Origin of the sequence: Actinomadura sp. RB99 (assembly GCF_014706005.1) — a bacterium.
Classification (GTDB): Bacteria; Actinomycetota; Actinomycetes; order Streptosporangiales; family Streptosporangiaceae; genus Spirillospora.
Genome location: NZ_JABMCA010000007.1, coordinates 127,243 through 143,383, shown reverse-complemented (window position 1 = coordinate 143,383; position 16,141 = coordinate 127,243). Strand labels below are relative to the sequence as shown.

Sequence of the window (16,141 nt, the reverse complement as noted above, 5' to 3'; positions counted from 1 at the left end):
CGTGGGCGGCGGCTCAGGTGGGCTCGTCGATGGCGGGCATCGGCGGGCCGCCGGGGCTCCAGGTGTCCAGGAAGGACGCCTGGAGGCTCCGGTCGACGAGCTCGACGTCCGCGCCGATCGAGTCGACGCGGTGGTAGGCGAACGCGCGGCCGTGGGGGCAGCCGGAGAACGTCTCGGCGAAGCCGTCCGCGGTGAGCCTCACCGTCCCGGCCGCGAGGTCGGACGTCCAGAAGCCGAGGTGGTGGAAGCCCGGCCGGGACGTGTCGCCCCACGGCCCGCCCGGCGCGGCCTCGATGAGCTCGACGAACGGGGCACCATCGGCGGAGAAGACGATCCGGTAGTCCCATTCTCCGAGCCGCCCGTCGGCGGGGTCGCGCCAGGCCAGGCCCGCGGCGGCGGTGAGGTCGCGCATCGCCGCGGCGAGGTCGGGGACGGCGAAGCAGACGTGGTAGAAGCCGGTCACCGGGGGCGGCGGCGGTTCTCGGGGTCCAGCGCCGGGTTGCCGGTCAGGTGCTTGATGCCCGCGATGTCGGTGCCGGGCGGGACGACCTCGTCGATCGCGTCCAGGACGGCCGGGTCGAGGCGGATGTCGGCGGCGGCGAGCAGGTCGTCCAGCTGCGCCATCGTCTTCGGGCCGATGATGGTCGAGGTGATCGCCGGGTGCTCGCCGACGAAGGCCAGCGCCATGTGGGTCAGCGACAGGCCCGCCTCATCGGCGATCTTGGTGAGCCGCTCGACGGCGTCGTAGCGGACGGGCGCGCTCGGGTCGGTGTCGACCGTGCGGCCCTTCCAGTTCGAGTCGTCGGAGGGCGCGAAGCGGGAGCCGGCGGGCGCCGCCTCGTCGCGCCGGTACTTGCCGGTCAGCCAGCCGCCGGCGAGCGGGCTCCACGGGATGACGCCCATGCCGTGCCGCCGCGCCGCGGGCAGCATCGCGTCCTCGATCGAGCGGGCGAAGATCGAGTACTGGGGCTGCTCGCAGACGAACCGGGCGCCGCCGCGGCGCGCCGCCGCCCACTGCGCCTCGACGATCTGGTCCGCCGGGAAGGACGACGAGCCGATGTAGCGGACCTTGCCCTGGCGGACGAGGTCGGTGAGGGCGTCGAGGGTCTCCTCCAGATCGGTATCCCAGTCGGGGCGGTGCATCTGGTAGAGGTCGATGTGGTCGGTGCCGAGGCGGCGGAGGCTGGCCTCGACCGCGCGGACGATGTAGCGGCGGGACCCGCCGCGGGCGTTGCGCTCGTCCCCCAGCGGGAAGAAGAACTTGCTGGCGAGGACGACGTCGTCGCGGCGGCCCTTGAGGGCGCGGCCGACGATCTCCTCGCTCTCCCCGGCGGAGTACATGTCGGCGGTGTCGACGAAGTTGATCCCGGCGTCGAGCGCGCGGTGGATGATGCGCTCGGAGTCGTCGTGGTCGGGGTTGCCGACCGCGCCGAACATCATGGCCCCGAGGCACTGGGTGCTGACCTCGACGCCGGTACGGCCGAGCTTCCGGTACTGCAATGCGGGCTCCTTCTCGTGGTGGACGGGCACGACGCTAGAAGCTGGAGCGCGCTCCAGGTCAAGCCGCGACCCCCGGCTCCCGCCCCGGCGGCTCCCGCTCCGCCGCCGCGACTCGCCGCGACTCGCCGCGATGCGACGCGACTCGCCACGACGCGACTCGCCACGACGCGACTCGCCACGACTCGCCACGATGCGACGCGATGCGGCGCGGAAGCGCACCGTGTCGTGCATGACTCCGGAAAGTTTTGCGATCTCCGACCGGCCCGCCGTCCCCCGCATATCGGACTAATACCTCGATATCGCGTCCATGGCGCTCCCGCTCACGGCCCATTCCACCCACCCGCTCCGCCGCCCGCACCGCCCACCCCGCTCGCCGCGCGGCAGCGGTTCCGCCGCGCGGATCTTCCCAGGTAGATCGTGCTCTTTGCGCGGTCATGGAAATGCCCGAGGGTGATTTCCGGCGGTGTTTGCGGGCGAATCCCGCCGGGCAGGTCGAATTGGTCGATGATCTCTGGGGGGAGTGGCCATGACCACCGTCGGCGAAGGGGGCGTGACGCCCGCATGAACGCGGTCCCGGAACTGGCGCTGGACCTGCTCGGCATCGAACCCGAGCCCTTCGCGGCGGCGCCCACGCTGAACCTGCGCATCGCGCTGCGCCGCCCGGACGGCGGGCCGGTCCAGTGCGTCCTGCTCACCACCACCGTGACGATCGCGGCGGCGCGGCGCCGCTACGAGGACGCCGAGCGCGACCGGCTGGTCCGCATGATCGGCCCGGCCTCGCTGTCGGACGACCCGCCCGGCGGGCTGCTGTGGGCGCGGATCGGCCTGACCGTCCCGACGTTCCGCGGCGAGACGGAGGTGACGGTCGCGCTGCCCTGCGGGCACGACATGCAGGTCACCGCCGACCAGTACCTGCGCGCCCTGGGCGGCGGCGAGGTCCCGCTCGACCTCGCCTTCGACGGGACCGTCTTCTACCCGGGCAAGGACGGCGTGCTGCGCACCGCGCAGATCCCATGCCGGCACCAGGCGACCGGCGAGCTGTCCGTCGCCATGTGGCGGAGCCTGGTGGACCGCTACTACGGCGCCGTGCGGTGGCTGCGCCTCGACGAGGACCGCTTCGACCGCCTCGCCGCCTACCGGGCCCGCCGCGCGCACACGTCCTTCGACGACACCGTGGACGAGCTGCTCCACGCCGCCGAGTCCCTGCACGGCGACGTCGAGCCGGACGACACCGAGCGCCTGCGGGACGCCGCGCGGCTGGAGTCGCTGAACGAAACGGGCACCGCCCTGCGCGACACCGCGCTCAGCGCTGAGATGGCCATGCGGCCGGAGGAGAGCGGCCCATGGACGCCGTGAGGGCGATCGCCGACACGGTTCTCTACGAAGGGCATCTCCTGTGGCCGTACCGTGCCTCGGCGGCACGGACCGGGAAGCGCTGGACGATCGGCGGCGTCCTTCCGAAGGACGAGGCGGAGCGGTCCGGCGGCCGCTGGACGGTCTCCGCGGAGTTCCTGCTGGAGGACGGCCCCGAGACGACCGTGGAGTTCACGCTGCGGTTCCTGCACGCGGTGCACCGGCAGATGATGGACGGCGACGCCCCGGTGCACGAGCTGAAGGCCGGCGCCGGGACGTACCGGACGCGGCAGGAGGCCCGCGAACGCGAGATCACCAGCGGGCGGCTGCGGCTGGACCGGCTGCTGCGCTCGCCCGTCCGCGTGCCCGTCGCGATCGCCGCGGGCTTCGACGAGAAGCGGATCGAGGGCACGGCGCGGGTCTTCCGCACCTGGGACCGGGTGACCGGGACCGTCGTGCTGTCGGCGGAGCGGGCCGCGCCCGGCGCCGTCCGGCTCCGCGCCGTGATCGTCAACACCGGCACCGCCGGGGACCGGGACGAGGCGGACCGCACGGGGATGCTGTGCGCGCACCTCGTCGCGGACGCGTCCGGCGGGTCGTTCGTCTCCTCCGCCGCCCCGCCCCCGCGCCTGGCCGACGCGGCCGCCGCCTGCCACAGCGACGGCCTGTGGCCCGTCCTGGCGGGCCCGCAGGGCGGGCACGGCACGGTGTTGGCCGCGCCGATCGTCCTCTACGACTGGCCCCAGGTGGCCCCGCAGACTCCGGCCGACCTGTTCGGCGGCGCCGGTCTCGACCGGCTGCTGGCCGAGCTCGCCGCCGGCGACCCGCGCGGCGGAGACCGCGCCACCACCGGAACAGGAAGGAGTGAGCGATGAGGAAGCAGAACATGGGCATGCGCAAGGGCGGCATGCGGGCCATGGCGGGCCGCATGATGGTCGGGATGCTGGTGGCCGCGATGGCCGCCGTCCTGATCAAGATGATGCCGGCGCTGATGCGCCGGGCCCGGTCCGAGCAGGAGTGACCGGGACGAGGAGCATGCGGGTCCCGTAAGCCGGCGATGCGGGTTCGATCCCCGCCCCCGCGACTGCGTGAAGGCGCGCCCGACCGATCGGGCGCGCCTTTCCTGCGCAGGCCGCCGGGCCGCCGGGCCGCGAGGCCGAGTCGGGCCGCCGCGGGCCAGAGGCGGCGCGGGCCGGTCGCGTCAGCGGTCGCGGAGGGCCTTCTCGATGGCGGAGAGCTGGTCGGCCAGGTGGAGGAGGGCGCCGACCGACGGGTCGTCCTCGTTCCCCGCGAGGGTCCGGGCGCGGACGTAGGCGGCCTTCACCTCCGCCCAGCGGGCCTCCTGCTCCGGGGTGAGGGCGTTCCGCAGCTCCGCCAGTTTCAGCAGGTTGGACTCGGTGTCGGAGGTGAGCGTCTGCGCCTCGGCCCGGTAGTGGTCGTCGATGAGCGTCTCGAGCTCCTCGGCGTTCATCACGGGGAGGACCCGCTCGGCGAGCTTGTTCATGTCGCGGTAGGAGCCCTGGAGCCGGAACGGCGGCTCGGTGCGGGACGCGTCGTCCTGCGCCGCCGAGGCGATGTAGGCGCGGTTCACCGTCAGCACGACCTCCTGGACGCGCCGGAGCTTCGCCATGACCGACAGGATCTGGTCGAGCTCGGCCTGCGAGTACGGGTGCGCGAGGCGGTCCGGGCGGACGCTCCGGTCGCCGGACGCCAGCCGGACGAGCAGCTCGACGTCGGCGCGGTCGCGGCCGGCCAGCGGCGCGAGCACCGGGTTGGAGGTCAGGGCGTTCTCGATGTAGCTGAGCGCGAACAGCTCGTCCTTGCCGGCGAGGACGTCGCCGAGGTTCCAGACGTCGGCGCGGTTGGCGAGCATGTCGGGGATCCGGAACCGCTGCCCGGACTCGGTGTACGGGTTGCCGGCCATGCAGACGGCGAACCGCTTGCCGCGCAGGTCGTGGGTGCGGGTGGCGCCCTCGACGCGGCGCTGCGCGTCGCAGAGCGGGATGAACTTCTGCAGGAACTCCGGCGAGGTGTGCTGGACGTCGTCGAGGTAGAGCAGGACGTTGTTCCCCATCTCCAGCGCGAAGTCGATCTTCTCGAGCTCGCGGGCGGCGGTGGCGTTCGGCGCCTTCGCCGGGTCGAGGGACGTGACGTCGCGCCCGAGGGCCGGGCCGTCGACCTTGACGAGGGCGAGGCCGAGCCGGTCCGCGACGTACTCCATCAGCGTGGTCTTGCCGTAGCCGGGCGGCGAGATCAGCAGGAGCAGGCCCATCTGGTCGGTGCGCTTGCCGTCCCCGGCGGCGCCGATCTGCTTGGCGAGGTTGTCGCCGATGAGCGGCAGGTACACCTCGTCGACGAGCCGGTTGCGGACGAACGCGCTCATCGTGCGGGGCTTGAGGCCGGGGATGCCGAGCCGCTCCGACTCGACGGCGACCAGTTCGTTGCGCCGCTTCTGGTAGGCGCGGAACGCGGGGACGCGCTCGGTGCGGAACCGCTGTGTGCGCGCGAGGAGTTCGTCCAGGCGGAGCGGCAGGGCGCCAGCGGTGATGCGCGGGTGGGCGCCGAGCAGGTCCTCGACGGTCGCGGTCAGCGCGGCGGGGGAGTCATAGCGGGCGGACGGGCACAGCACGGTCGCGACGGCCTCGGGCAGGTCGGCCGGGTCGGCGTCCGGGGACGCGGCGAGGTGGGAGCCGAGCCAGGCGCCGGCGAGCTGGTACCGGGCGGCGAGGTCGCCGCCGAGCGCCCGCAGGTCCTCCTCCAGCGCGGACAGGTGCGGGCCGAACGACTTCAGCAGGTCGCGGGTGCCGGTGCCGATGACGAACCCGTCCGGCGCCGTGGCCAGCTCCTCGATCAGGTACTCGGCGGCCGGCGGGCCGTCCGGCGCGGGCAGGCCGGTGCGCGCCGAGAACTCCCCGACGGCCGCGGTCAGCTCGCCCGCCAGGTCGTCCAGCGCGGGCGCGCGCCCGAACGACCGGCGGGCCCGGACGAGGGACCGGGCGCGGGTCGCCCAGGCCGCGCGGGCGGCGTCGTCGGCGCCGTGCGTCCAGAACAGCTGGGCCGCCGCGCGGGCGGACGACGGGTAGCGCAGCAGGCCCGCGTCCGCGTGCAGGCGCAGCAGCACGTCGAGGATGCGGGCGGCGTCGTGGTCGTGGACGCCGCGCTCGTAGCCCTCGTCGTACCGGTCGGCCGCCGCCTCCCGCACCACCCGCAGCAGGTCGGCGCCCCGCAGCTCGTCCGCGGACCGGGCGGCCAGGACCGACGTCGCCAGGTACTCGGCCCGGTACGTCTCCGGTGTCTCCGAGACGAGGGTCTGGTTCCACAGGCCGCGGGTCGCGGCGAACGCCTCGTCGCGGACGGGCGCCCGGTAGTCGGTCCCGGTGACGGTGAACGCGATCCCGCCGTCGTGCGGGACGAGCGTCAGCTCGATCGGGCGGGTGTTCACCGCGAACCGGTGCCGGCCGAGGCGGATCGTGGTGCCGTCCTCGCCGTACAGGTCGAGCCGGTCGCGCAGCGCCCGCGCCGCCTCCTGGCGGGCCGCCTTCACCCGCCCTTCCAGCTCCTCGGCGCGCACGTCGTCGCCGAGCCCGCGCAGCTCGTCCGCGATCGCGCGGATCCGCGCCACCATCGCGTCCGTCGCGAAGTAGGCGTTCACCTCGTCCGGCGAGGCGAGGGACGCGGCGCGGCGCCGCACCCCGGTGAGGATCCGGTCGGCGGACCCGGTGAGCCGGCCGGCGCGGCGCGCCCGCTCGTCCAGCAGCGTCTGCTTGCGCGACGAGAACGCCTCGTACAGCTCGGTGCGCTTGGTCTCCAGCCCGGCGGCGAACTCCTCCAGCTCGGCGAAGCGCGCCTGCAGCGTCTCCAGCCGGAGCAGCAGCCGGCCGAGCTGCTCGTCGCAGCGCTCCGGAGTGGTCGCGCCGGCGAGCGCGCCCGCGACCGCCTGGTCCAGCAGCGCCAGCTCGGCGGCGAACGCGGCGCGCCCCTCGTGCTCCAGCAGCTCGCGGCGCCGGTTGTCGAGGACGGCGCGGGCCCGGTTGAGCCCGCCGAGCACCTCGCCGACGCGCTCCAGGATCGCCGTGCGGGCCGTCGCGTCGGTGATGTCGAGGTCCCCGACGACCTCGGTGACGACCTCCAGGCCCTCGTTCTGCGCGTCGAGGAGCTCGGCGAGCGGCGCCGCGGCGGCGGCCGTCGCGATCGCCCCGGCCTCCTCGGCGATGCGCTCCACCTCGGCGTGGTAGCCGGTGAACGCGTCCTCGCCCTGCAGGAACCGGACGGAGCGCTCGCCCAGTGCGCGCAGCTCGGTCTCGACCGTGCCCGACAGCTCGTCGATGCGGGCGGTGTCGGCGTACCGCAGGTCGCGGAGCGTCTCCAGGCGGCCGAGCGCCCGCCGCATCTCGGCGAGCCGGGACACCCAGCCGTCGGCGGTCGCGGGCTCCTCGGCGCCCGCCCGCCGGACCAGCGCGGCGACGTCCTCGCCCGCCTCGTCCACGGCCGCCGCGGCCTGCTCGGTCAGCGCGCGGACCTTCTCGTACTCGTCCAGCACCTGCCCGGCCGTCGCCCGGACGTCCGCGATCGGCGCCGCGAGGTCGCCCAGCTCCTCGTCCGCCAGCCAGTGGAACAGGTCGGACGCCCGCGTGCACGCCGCGATCAGCGCCTCGAACACCCGCGCGGACGGCGACATCTCGTCCACCATCCGGGTGATCGACAGGCACTCGGAGATCCCCCGGACGAGGTCGGCGTTGCCGACCCGCTCCAGCGGCCCGGTCCCGACCGGCTGCGCGGCGGCGTGCTCCTCCGACACGAACGGCGTCGCCCACACCTGCATCGGATGCGCCCGGACCGGCTCCGCCGGCAGCGCCCGCAGCACCACCAGCGTGCCGTCCTCGAACAGCGAGTACCCGTGGCACGCGATCGGCGCCGCCACCCGCTTGCGGATCACGTTGTACGGCAGCAGCAGCGACCGCCCGTCCCCCCGCGAGTGGAACGCGTACAGCACGTCCTCGCCGTTCGGCGACCGGACGACCCCCTCGTACTCCAGCCCGGTGACGTCGGTGTCGAACGTCTTCACCACACCGGTGTCCAGGCAGTAGCCGCCCGGGAAGACGATCCCGTGGTCGTCGGGCAGCCGCCGGCACGCCTGCTCGATCCCGTCGAGCCGCACGACCTCCTTCGTCCGCACGTTGAACACCAGGTGCCGCCACGCCGGCTCGTTGTACGGCCGGATCCGCAGCAGGATCAGCGCGCCGACCCGCGCGTACCGGACGTCGGCGTCCGCGAGGGCCTGCAGCGGCTCGTCCACCGGCTCGGAGTGGATCCCCCTGTCGGTGGACGTGTCATTGTCGACCTTGACGGTCAGGGTCCCGCCGACCGTGGCGACGAACACCTCGCCCTCGATCGAGATGTGCGGGTGCTTGCCCCGGACGTGGTCGTCGCGGGTCGTCTCGATCCACTCGACGTCGTGCGACGGCGGGAAGGAGTGGTCGCGCTCGCCCTGGTTGTCCTCGTAGGCGACGGTGCCGTCCGGGGCCGTCCGCCAGCGCAGGACGCGCAGGTCGGACAGCTGCGGCCCGGTCTGGAACACCGCGAGCAGCCGCCCGTCCACCAGCCGGAGCTGCAGCAGCCGCGCCTGCCGGTAGTACCGGAACATGTCGGCGAAGTCGCGGTGGAAGCGCGGGTCGTCGAGCAGCCCCGGCACCGCGTCCGGGCCCGCCGGCCCGATGGCACCGGCGCCGCCGTCCCCGTCCCCGCTGTCGTCGCTGTCGCCGCCGTCGCGGAACCGGTGCAGCGAGAACACGTCCTCGACGGACGTCACGCCCGCCGTCCCGGGCGCGTTGCAGCCGAGCAGCAGCGTCCCGCCGAGCGCGACCACGTCGCGGGGCACGCCCGCGCGCTCCGTCCGGACCTGCTCGGTGCCGGTCAGCCGCAGCTCGGCGCCGCCGAACACCTCCAGCCGCCGGGCGTTCAGCGCCTCCGCCCGCCGCGCCGCCTCCGCGGCCCGCTCCGCGAGCCGCGCCCGCAGCACCTCGTACGTCCCCTGGTCGAGCCCGCTCACGCGTTCACTTCCATCCTGGTCGGGAGTCCGGTCGCGGCGCGCCGCCCCATGGGGGGTCGCTGCGGACGGCGCGCCGCGAGTCGATGCGGCCGGACGGTCAGCTCGCCGGGGTCAGCGGGGTGCCGTTCGACCCCGCGGGCGGCACCGCCCCGACCGGCGCGTTCGCCACGCCGAGACGTTCGGCGGCGTCCAGCAGGTCGCTGAGCGCGGGCGCGTTCGGGCCGCCGGACGAGGCGAGCCGCGTCAGCAGCGCCGCGATCGTCAGGTCCCCGACGCCTCCGCCGCCGGCCGCCCCCAGCACCCGGGTCAGGTCGCCGCTGAGCGAGCCCGTCCCGTCCAGCCACGAGCCGCCCAGCGCCCGCACGGTCTCGGAGTTCCCGACGAACCCGTCCACGCTCTTGCCGAGCGCGATCGACCCGAGGAGCTTGTCGAAGAACACGCTGTCGCCGCCGACGATGTCGATGTCGGCCTTCTCCAGCCCCGCCGCCAGCACCGTCGCCTGCGCCTCCGCGACCTCCCGCTGCACCTGGATCCCGGCCAGCCGGATGTCCTTCTCCGCCGCCAGCCGCAGCCGGTACTCCTCGTGCTGGCGCGTCGCGTCGTCCAGCGCCGCCATCGCCGCCGCCTTGTCGGTGAGCCCCTCGGCCTCGGCCTTCAGCCCGCCCTTGATCCGGACCGCCTCGGCGAGCGCCTTCTGCTCGGCGACCGCCGCCTCGGCGCGGCCGACCTTCTCGATCGCCGCCGCGTCCCGCTCCCGGACCTCGACCTCCGCGAGGCCCTCCGCCGCGGCCTCCGCGCGGATCCCCTCGGCCAGCCGGATCTTGGCCTGCGCGTCCAGCTCGGACGCCTGCCGCCGCGCGTCGGCCATCGTCAGCTGCTCGCGGGCGCGGTGCTGCGCGGCGGCCTCCGCCGCCTCCGCCGCCTTGATGTCCTTGACGAGGCTCTCCTGCGCCTCCGCCTCGGCCTGGATGATGACCGCCTGGCGGGTCCGCTCGGCCTCCTCGACCACCCGCACCCGCTTGATGGACTCCTCCTGCTCGGCGACGGTCCGCTCGACCGCGATCCGCTCCCGGATCACGTTCGCGATCTCCCGCTTCTCGCCCTCGACCTCCTTGTTCGCGGCGATGCGGGTCAGCTCCGTCTCCCGCTCGCGGGCGATGACCTCCAGCATCCGGTCCTTCTCGATCCGCTCGTTCTCGACCGCGATGACCCGCTCCTTGTTCTTCGCGGCCACCGCCACCTCGCGGTCGCGGTTCTCCTGCTGCACGCCGAGCTGCTCGTCGGTGCGGATGTGCGCGGTCTGCGCGCGCAGCCGCTCCTCCGCCTGCACCCGCTCGGTCTCCGCCTTCTCCCGCGCCCGGACGGTCTCGATCTCGCGCTGCTGCCGCAGCTCCGCGTCCGCCTGGCGGCGCTCCAGCTCGAGGATCGCCTCGCGCGCCTCCACGTTCTGGCGGGTGATCTCCTTCTCCTCGTTGCGGGTGTACTCGTTGGTCCGGACGTGCTCGATCGCGGTCAGCTCGGTGATCTTCCGGATGCCCTGCGCGTCGAGGATGTTGGACTTGTCCAGCGACAGCAGCGGCGTCTGCTCCAGGTAGTCGATCGCCGCGTCCTCCAGGCTGTAGCCGTTCAGGTCGGTGCCGATGAGCTCGATGATGTGGTCGCGGAACTCGTGCCGGCGGGTGTAGAGGTCGGTGAAGTCCAGGTGCTTGCCGACGGTCTTGAGCGCCTCGGAGAACTTCGCCGCGAACAGCGCCTGCAGCGTGTCCTGGTGGCTGGCGCGGTCGGTGCCGATCGCCTGCGCCACCTTGATCACGTCCTCGACGGTCTTGTTCACCCGGACGAAGAACGTGATGCGGATGTCCGCGCGGATGTTGTCCCTGCAGATCAGCCCGTCCCGGCCGGTCCGCTCGATCTCGATCGTCTTCACCGAGATGTCCATCAGCTCGGCCTTGTGCAGCACCGGCAGGACCACCGCGCCGGTGAAGGTGACGTCGACCTTCTTCAGCTTGGAGATGATCAGTGCGCTGCCCTGGTCGACCTTGCGGAACAGCCGCGTCATCATCAGCGCGAGGCCGAGTGCGATGAGCAGCGCGAGCGCGATCAGCACGCCCGCTCCGATCGTGATGGCGTCCATCGGGATCCCTGTCTACTGGGGGGATGTGGGGATGCGGGGGTCAAGAGCGTGCGAGGGGGAGCTCAGGGGGTCGGGCCGTCGTAGGGCATGACCCAGAAGAACTGGCCCTCCGGATCGAAGTCGAAGATCAGCGCGATGCTGCCCGCGCCGAGTACGGGCCGCACGGCGCCGCCCGGCGGCCCGCCGGCCGCGCCGCCCGGCGGGCCTTCGGCCGCCGCTGTCCCTGCGCCTTCGGCCGCGACGTCCAGCGCGTGCCGGCGGACCTGCACGATCGCGGACGAGCCGTCGTCGGCGGTCACCTCGGCCTGGCCGAAGTCCACGCCGACCCGCCCGGTGCGGATGACGCAGGTGCGGCCGACGAAGTCGCGCAGCGACGCCGCCGGCTCCTCCCGGAACACGCGGCGCAGCGGGACGATGGCGAGCCGCGTCCCGAGCCATGCCGCCGCGAGCGCCACGGCCAGGACGGCGGCGGCGAGCGGCGCCGCGGGCGTGCCGCCGCCGGCCAGCACCGACCCGGCCAGGCTCGCGAACCAGGCCAGCGCGATCAGCAGCGACAGCGTGATGGTGGCGGGGACGCCGCCCAGCCCGATCGCGGCCAGCGGCCCGCCCGACCCGTGGCCGTCCTCGTGGCCGCCGGACGTGTCGTGGCCGCCGCCGTGCCCGTCCATGCCGTCGTGCCCGGGGAAGCCGCCGTGCCCGTGGAAGGCGCCGTCTCCGTGGAAGTGGCCTCCCCCGCCGGCACCGGCCCCCGTATGGCCATCGGTGCCGGCGTGGAAGTGCCCCAGGCCGCCGAGCAGGACGAGCGCCCAGTACGCGGCGACCACCACCAGAGAGAAGCTGAAAAGCGCCGTGGGGAAGCCGAGCACGGTGTCGATGAATTCACGCATGGGTGTGCACGCTCCCGCCTCGAGGCGTCATTCACCGTCCGGGCCGTAAATGCGGTCGCCGGTTCACCAGGAAATGCGCAGCCGTATTCGACGTTCCCGCCGGATACGGCGGGTCATGTGTCCGGAAAGGAGTCCGCCCAGGTCGCGGCCGTCAGGCCAGGGCGCGCGCCGAAGCCGCGCGAAGCGGGGTGCGGGGTGTCGCGCGGCGTCCGCCGCGGTGTGAGAAAGGGCCGGGGAGTCATCAGGTGCAACCTCCTGGTCGGAGACAAATCCTGTCTCGCCGACCAGACTTCCCGGCACACCGGGAGTTACTTTAGCGCAGTTTTGACGGGGGTGGAAGCCTTTTGTGGGCTTCCGGCGTCCGTTGCCCGCGTTTCCGGGTGGACAGCGCCGTTTCCGGGATACGGCAGGATGGCAGGCATTCGTCCCCCCTCGGAGAAGGCAGGAGTCATCGTGGGATCGCCCCCCGCAGCCCTGGACGGCCCGCAGGCCCGCCCATTCTGGAGATCGCTCGGCTGGGGGCTGCTCGTCCCGGTGTCGTTCACGGCCGGCGGTTTCCTCGCCCAGTACCCGCACGGGCTCGTCGTGGCGGGCGTCGTCGTCGCCCTGGCCGCGCTCGCCGTCGCCGCGACCCTCGCGGGCGGGATCTGGCACCGGCCCGGCGCGGCCGTCCTGCTCTCCTGCACCGGCCTCGCCCTGACCTTCTTCGCCGGACCCGGCCTGTACGAGCTCTACATGAAGACGGCCGGGAAGCCCGTCCGCGCCGTCGTCGCGCACGTCGAGAAGCGGGACGCCCGGCGCGGGGCCGACCTGTCGTGCACCGTGGTCGAGGCCGGCGGCGGGCGCGCCGTCCACCACCTCACGGAGCAGCAGAACTGCTCCACCGATCTCAGGCCGCTCCAGGCGGTCACGCTGCGCACGGATCCGGCGGGCCTGCTGAAGCCGCGGCTTCCGGACGGTCCCGACGACGGCGGTGACACGGCTCTGGCCCTGGAGATAGCGGCGGGTCTCTTCGTGGTCACCGGCGTCGCGACGTTCTCCGCGAGCCTGCGCCGCCGGATCAAGTAGCCGCGGCAAGCAGCCGCGATGAGCGCTCGCAATGAGTAGTCGAGCTGTCACGTTCAGCGAACTCTGAGGTCGGTCTGAGGTCCGGTTCAGGCGGCGCCCCTAGCTTCACGCGCCATGACCAGCCAGTCCCACCGGCCCGTGTTCGTCCTCGGCTGCCCGCGCTCCGGCACGACGCTGCTGCAGCAGATGCTGCACTCGCACCGGCGCCTGGCGGTGCCGTCCGAGACCAGATTCGTGCACGTCGCGTACGCGCGGCGGCTCGGCTTCGGCGACCTGCGGGAGAAGCCGAACCGGCGGGCGCTCGCCGAGTGGATCACCGCGGGCGAGGGGACGAAGTTCGACGTCCTCGGGCTGGACCCGGGCGCGGTCGCCGGCGACATCGTGCACGGCCCGCCGACGCTCGGCTCGGCGCTCGCGGCCGTGTTCCGCCGCTACGCCCGTGAGCACGGCAAGGCGCGGTGGGGCGACAAGCGGCCGAGCTATTTCCGCAAGGTGCCGATGCTGCTGCGGATGTTCCCGGACGCGCAGTTCGTCCACCTGGTCCGCGACGGCCGCGACGCGGTCAGCTCGCTCGCACGGATGCCCTGGTACGACGGCGACGTCTACAGCGCTGCGCTGACCTGGCGGGAGGCCGTCGACACCGGGAGTCGGCTCGCGCGGAGGCTCGGCCCAGGCCGCTACTTCGAGATGCGCTACGAGGATCTCGTCGCCGAACCCGAGCGGTCGCTGGTCGCCCTGTGCGGGTTCCTGGGGGAGGAGTACGACGAGGCGATGGCCGAGCCGCACCACCACGCGCGCCGGACGGTCCCGGCCGAGCGCCGGTGGCACCTGCGGACGCACGAGGCCGTCAACGACCGCAACGTCGGCGCGTGGGCGGTGCGGATGCGGCCGTGGGAGGCCGACCTCGTCGAGCACGTCCTCGCGGACCGGCTGCGGCGGCACGGGTACGCGCTGGCGGGACGGGACCGTCCGGAGGCGGCGCACGTCGCGCGATTCCGCCGGACGGCGGCGCACCGATGGCGGGCCCAGCGCGCGCGGGCGATCCGGGATCGGGCGGCGCGGCTGCGCGAGCCGAATCCCGTCGGTTCATTGCTGACCGGTCCGGCGACCAGATCGGAAATACTTCCCATTTCACCCGATCAGTGACCGAACGGGCGCGTCCGTCGGGCGCGCGGCGCCCCTTTCGGACCGCCTTCCACCCCGCCGGCGCCCGTCTTCAGGGCCCGATTGGGCGGTTGTCCGAAATTCTCATGGAACGTACCCGGCCCGGCCCGCCGTCCGCCGCGGGCGCGGGGGCGCGGTCCTGGGGAACGGTGCAGGTCGCGTGCCGTGGGACGGCCGGCGGGGGAGGAGTGGCCGCGTGGGGCGGCCGTGACGGCGGTCGCCTGACGGCGCCCGTCGTGGGCCCCTTACGGAACCTGTTACCGTCCGGTACACCGGCTCCGTTTTACCGCCCCGCTGACTTAATTTACGGAAAAGTGACATGCTCGTGGCCGATAGTTCACAGACGGCTATGTGACATGCCGAACATATGCATGTACCGTGCCATGTGCTCAGCTACGGATGGCCATCGGGGTTTGGTTCAGAAGATCCTCTGACAAAAAGGGGAGCGCGGTGAGCGGATCGCAAACAATTTCCCACGACGAACTCCAGATGTGGCTTCTTGACCGCATCGCCTTCTACCTCGACAGGCCGACGGAAAATATTGACCCGGCGGTCGAACTGGCACGTTACGGCGTCGATTCGGTGTACGCCATCAGCATCATCAGCGACATCGAGGACCACCTGCAGGTGGAGGTGGACGTGGCCGAGGCGCGGCGCCGCGAGACGGTCGCCGACCTCACCGCCTACCTCCTCGACCTCGTCGCGTGATGGCCGGCCCGCCGGCCGCGGGCGCCGCCCTGGTGGTGCTCGGCGACAGCGTGGCCGAGGGCCGCGACGATCCCGACCCCGCGGGCGGCTGGCTCGGCTGGGCCGGCCGCCTCGCGCGGCGCCTCGGCGTGGACTCCGGTGACGTGCTGAACGTCTCCGACGCGGGCGCCACGATCGAGGACGTGGTGCGCGACCAGCTCCCCGCCGTGCGCGCCGCGCGGCCCCGGCTGGCGGTGCTCGGCTGCGGCATGAACGACGCGCTGAACGGGTTCGAGCCCGCCGCGGCGGGCGCCCGGCTGGACGAGGTGCACGGCTGGGCGCGGGACGCCGGCGCCGTCCTGCTGGCGATTCCGGTGCCCCGCCCGCCGCTGCTCGACCGGTCGCCCATCTCGCAGTTCCGTAAGAAACGCGTGCTCCAGCGCATCGCCTTGTTCAACATCGAGCTGGAACGTGCCGCGCGCGACTTCGGAATGGCTTTCCCGGCCCGTGAAACGGTGACGAAAATCGCTGACCCAGCGATGTGGAGTTCCGACGGGATCCACCTCAGCCCGGCCGGGCACGATTATGTCGCGGAGGTGATCGAACACCTCGCCGCCGGCATGCTCGGCGAGCGTGCCAACTGAGATCGGGACAGTCTCGGGGGCAGTCGAACAGTCGGGATGACGATGAAGAGACCATTCTCGCCCGCCCATGTCCCGCGATCGCCGGCGCGGTTCGCCGCCGGCGGCTCCCACCCGCCCCCCGCCGTCCACCGGGCCCGGGCGCACGACCGCGCCCGGGCCGCCGAGGCGGGCGCCGCCACCGCGGCGCGCGCCGTCACAGCGAAGGGAGCGGCGACGTGACGGTCCCCGGAACGTTCCGAGCGGCGGTGGAGGCCAAGGACCTCGACGCCATCACGCGGGCCCTGGACCCGGGCATCGAGTTCCACAGCCCGGTGATGGTGAAGCCCTACCTGGGACGCGACGCGGTCACCGCGCTGCTGCGCGTCCTGCTGGAGGTGTTCGAGGACTTCCGCTACACCGACGAGCTCGCCGGGACGGACCCGGCGAGCGCGCCGTCCCAGGCGCTGGTGTTCAGCGCGCGGGTGATGGGCAAGGCGGTGCAGGGCCTCGACCTGCTGAGGTTCGGCGAGACCGGGCTGGTGACGGGGCTGACGGTCATGGTCCGGCCGCTGCCCGCGGCGATGACGCTCGCCCGCGCGGTCGGCCGCCGCATGGAGGACCAGGGGGCGTGACGGGACGCCCCCTTCGTGATGGGGCGGCGCGGACCGGGGCTGCG

The 16,141-nt window shown here is 73.4% G+C and carries 14 protein-coding genes; 9 read left to right on the top strand and 5 right to left on the bottom strand.

Annotated elements, in window-relative coordinates; translation table 11 throughout:
- Positions 1–13 precede the first annotated feature (13 nt).
- Positions 14–463 carry a VOC family protein gene (locus amrb99_RS09295; protein WP_190854731.1) on the bottom strand — a complete coding sequence of 150 codons (450 nt, stop codon included), beginning with the start codon at positions 461–463 and terminating at the stop codon, positions 14–16.
- Positions 460–1,500, bottom strand: coding sequence for an aldo/keto reductase (locus amrb99_RS09290; protein WP_190854730.1), 1,041 nt, complete (start codon positions 1,498–1,500; stop codon positions 460–462). The genes amrb99_RS09295 and amrb99_RS09290 overlap by 4 nt, the downstream gene beginning before the upstream one ends.
- 561 nt (positions 1,501–2,061) lie before the next feature.
- On the opposite strand from amrb99_RS09290, the gene amrb99_RS09285 reads away from it, so the two are divergent.
- The 3 genes from amrb99_RS09285 to amrb99_RS09275 are packed head-to-tail and all read left to right on the top strand — an operon-like array spanning position 2,062 to position 3,874.
- Complete coding sequence (locus amrb99_RS09285; protein ID WP_190854728.1) at positions 2,062–2,856, top strand: DUF6084 family protein; 795 nt, start codon at positions 2,062–2,064, stop codon at positions 2,854–2,856.
- Positions 2,844–3,728: a hypothetical protein gene (locus tag amrb99_RS09280; RefSeq protein WP_190854727.1), complete on the top strand. Its 885-nt coding sequence runs from the start codon at positions 2,844–2,846 to the stop codon at positions 3,726–3,728. Before amrb99_RS09285 ends, amrb99_RS09280 begins: the two co-directional genes overlap by 13 nt.
- On the top strand, positions 3,725–3,874 hold the full coding sequence (locus tag amrb99_RS09275; protein WP_190854725.1) for a hypothetical protein: 150 nt from the start codon (positions 3,725–3,727) through the stop codon (positions 3,872–3,874). Before amrb99_RS09280 ends, amrb99_RS09275 begins: the two co-directional genes overlap by 4 nt.
- Before the next feature lie 180 nt (positions 3,875–4,054).
- On the opposite strand, the gene amrb99_RS09270 is transcribed toward amrb99_RS09275, so the two are convergent.
- The 3 genes from amrb99_RS09270 to amrb99_RS09260 form a co-directional block, all read right to left on the bottom strand.
- Complete coding sequence (locus amrb99_RS09270; RefSeq protein WP_190854722.1) at positions 4,055–8,902, bottom strand: DNA repair ATPase; 4,848 nt, start codon at positions 8,900–8,902, stop codon at positions 4,055–4,057.
- Positions 8,903–8,999: 97 nt separating this feature from the next.
- Entirely contained in the window at positions 9,000–11,036 is a 2,037-nt protein-coding gene (locus amrb99_RS09265; protein ID WP_190854720.1) for a flotillin family protein, read from the bottom strand.
- Positions 11,037–11,098: 62 nt separating this feature from the next.
- Positions 11,099–11,923: a hypothetical protein gene (locus tag amrb99_RS09260; protein WP_190854717.1), complete on the bottom strand. Its 825-nt coding sequence runs from the start codon at positions 11,921–11,923 to the stop codon at positions 11,099–11,101.
- Between the two features lie 453 nt (positions 11,924–12,376).
- Between amrb99_RS09260 and amrb99_RS09255 the strand changes: the two genes are divergently transcribed.
- The 6 genes from amrb99_RS09255 to amrb99_RS50830 all read left to right on the top strand — a co-directional run bounded on the left by amrb99_RS09255 (position 12,377) and on the right by amrb99_RS50830 (position 16,097).
- Positions 12,377–12,991, top strand: a complete 615-nt coding sequence (locus tag amrb99_RS09255; RefSeq protein ID WP_190854714.1) for a hypothetical protein — start codon at positions 12,377–12,379, stop codon at positions 12,989–12,991.
- 114 nt (positions 12,992–13,105) lie between these two features.
- Positions 13,106–14,137: a sulfotransferase gene (locus amrb99_RS09250; RefSeq protein ID WP_190854712.1), complete on the top strand. Its 1,032-nt coding sequence runs from the start codon at positions 13,106–13,108 to the stop codon at positions 14,135–14,137.
- 468 nt (positions 14,138–14,605) lie between these two features.
- Positions 14,606–14,863, top strand: coding sequence for an acyl carrier protein (locus amrb99_RS09245; RefSeq protein ID WP_206699878.1), 258 nt, complete (start codon positions 14,606–14,608; stop codon positions 14,861–14,863).
- The gene (locus amrb99_RS09240; RefSeq protein ID WP_190854709.1) at positions 14,863–15,486 is read left to right on the top strand and encodes an SGNH/GDSL hydrolase family protein; all 624 of its coding nucleotides are present in this window, start codon (positions 14,863–14,865) and stop codon (positions 15,484–15,486) included. Before amrb99_RS09245 ends, amrb99_RS09240 begins: the two co-directional genes overlap by 1 nt.
- Positions 15,487–15,528: 42 nt before the next feature.
- Positions 15,529–15,705 (top strand): hypothetical protein, encoded by a 177-nt coding sequence (locus amrb99_RS50835; RefSeq protein WP_190854707.1) that lies wholly within the window; start codon positions 15,529–15,531, stop codon positions 15,703–15,705.
- The gene (locus tag amrb99_RS50830; protein WP_190854705.1) at positions 15,702–16,097 is read left to right on the top strand and encodes a nuclear transport factor 2 family protein; all 396 of its coding nucleotides are present in this window, start codon (positions 15,702–15,704) and stop codon (positions 16,095–16,097) included. Before amrb99_RS50835 ends, amrb99_RS50830 begins: the two co-directional genes overlap by 4 nt.
- Positions 16,098–16,141 lie beyond the last annotated feature (44 nt).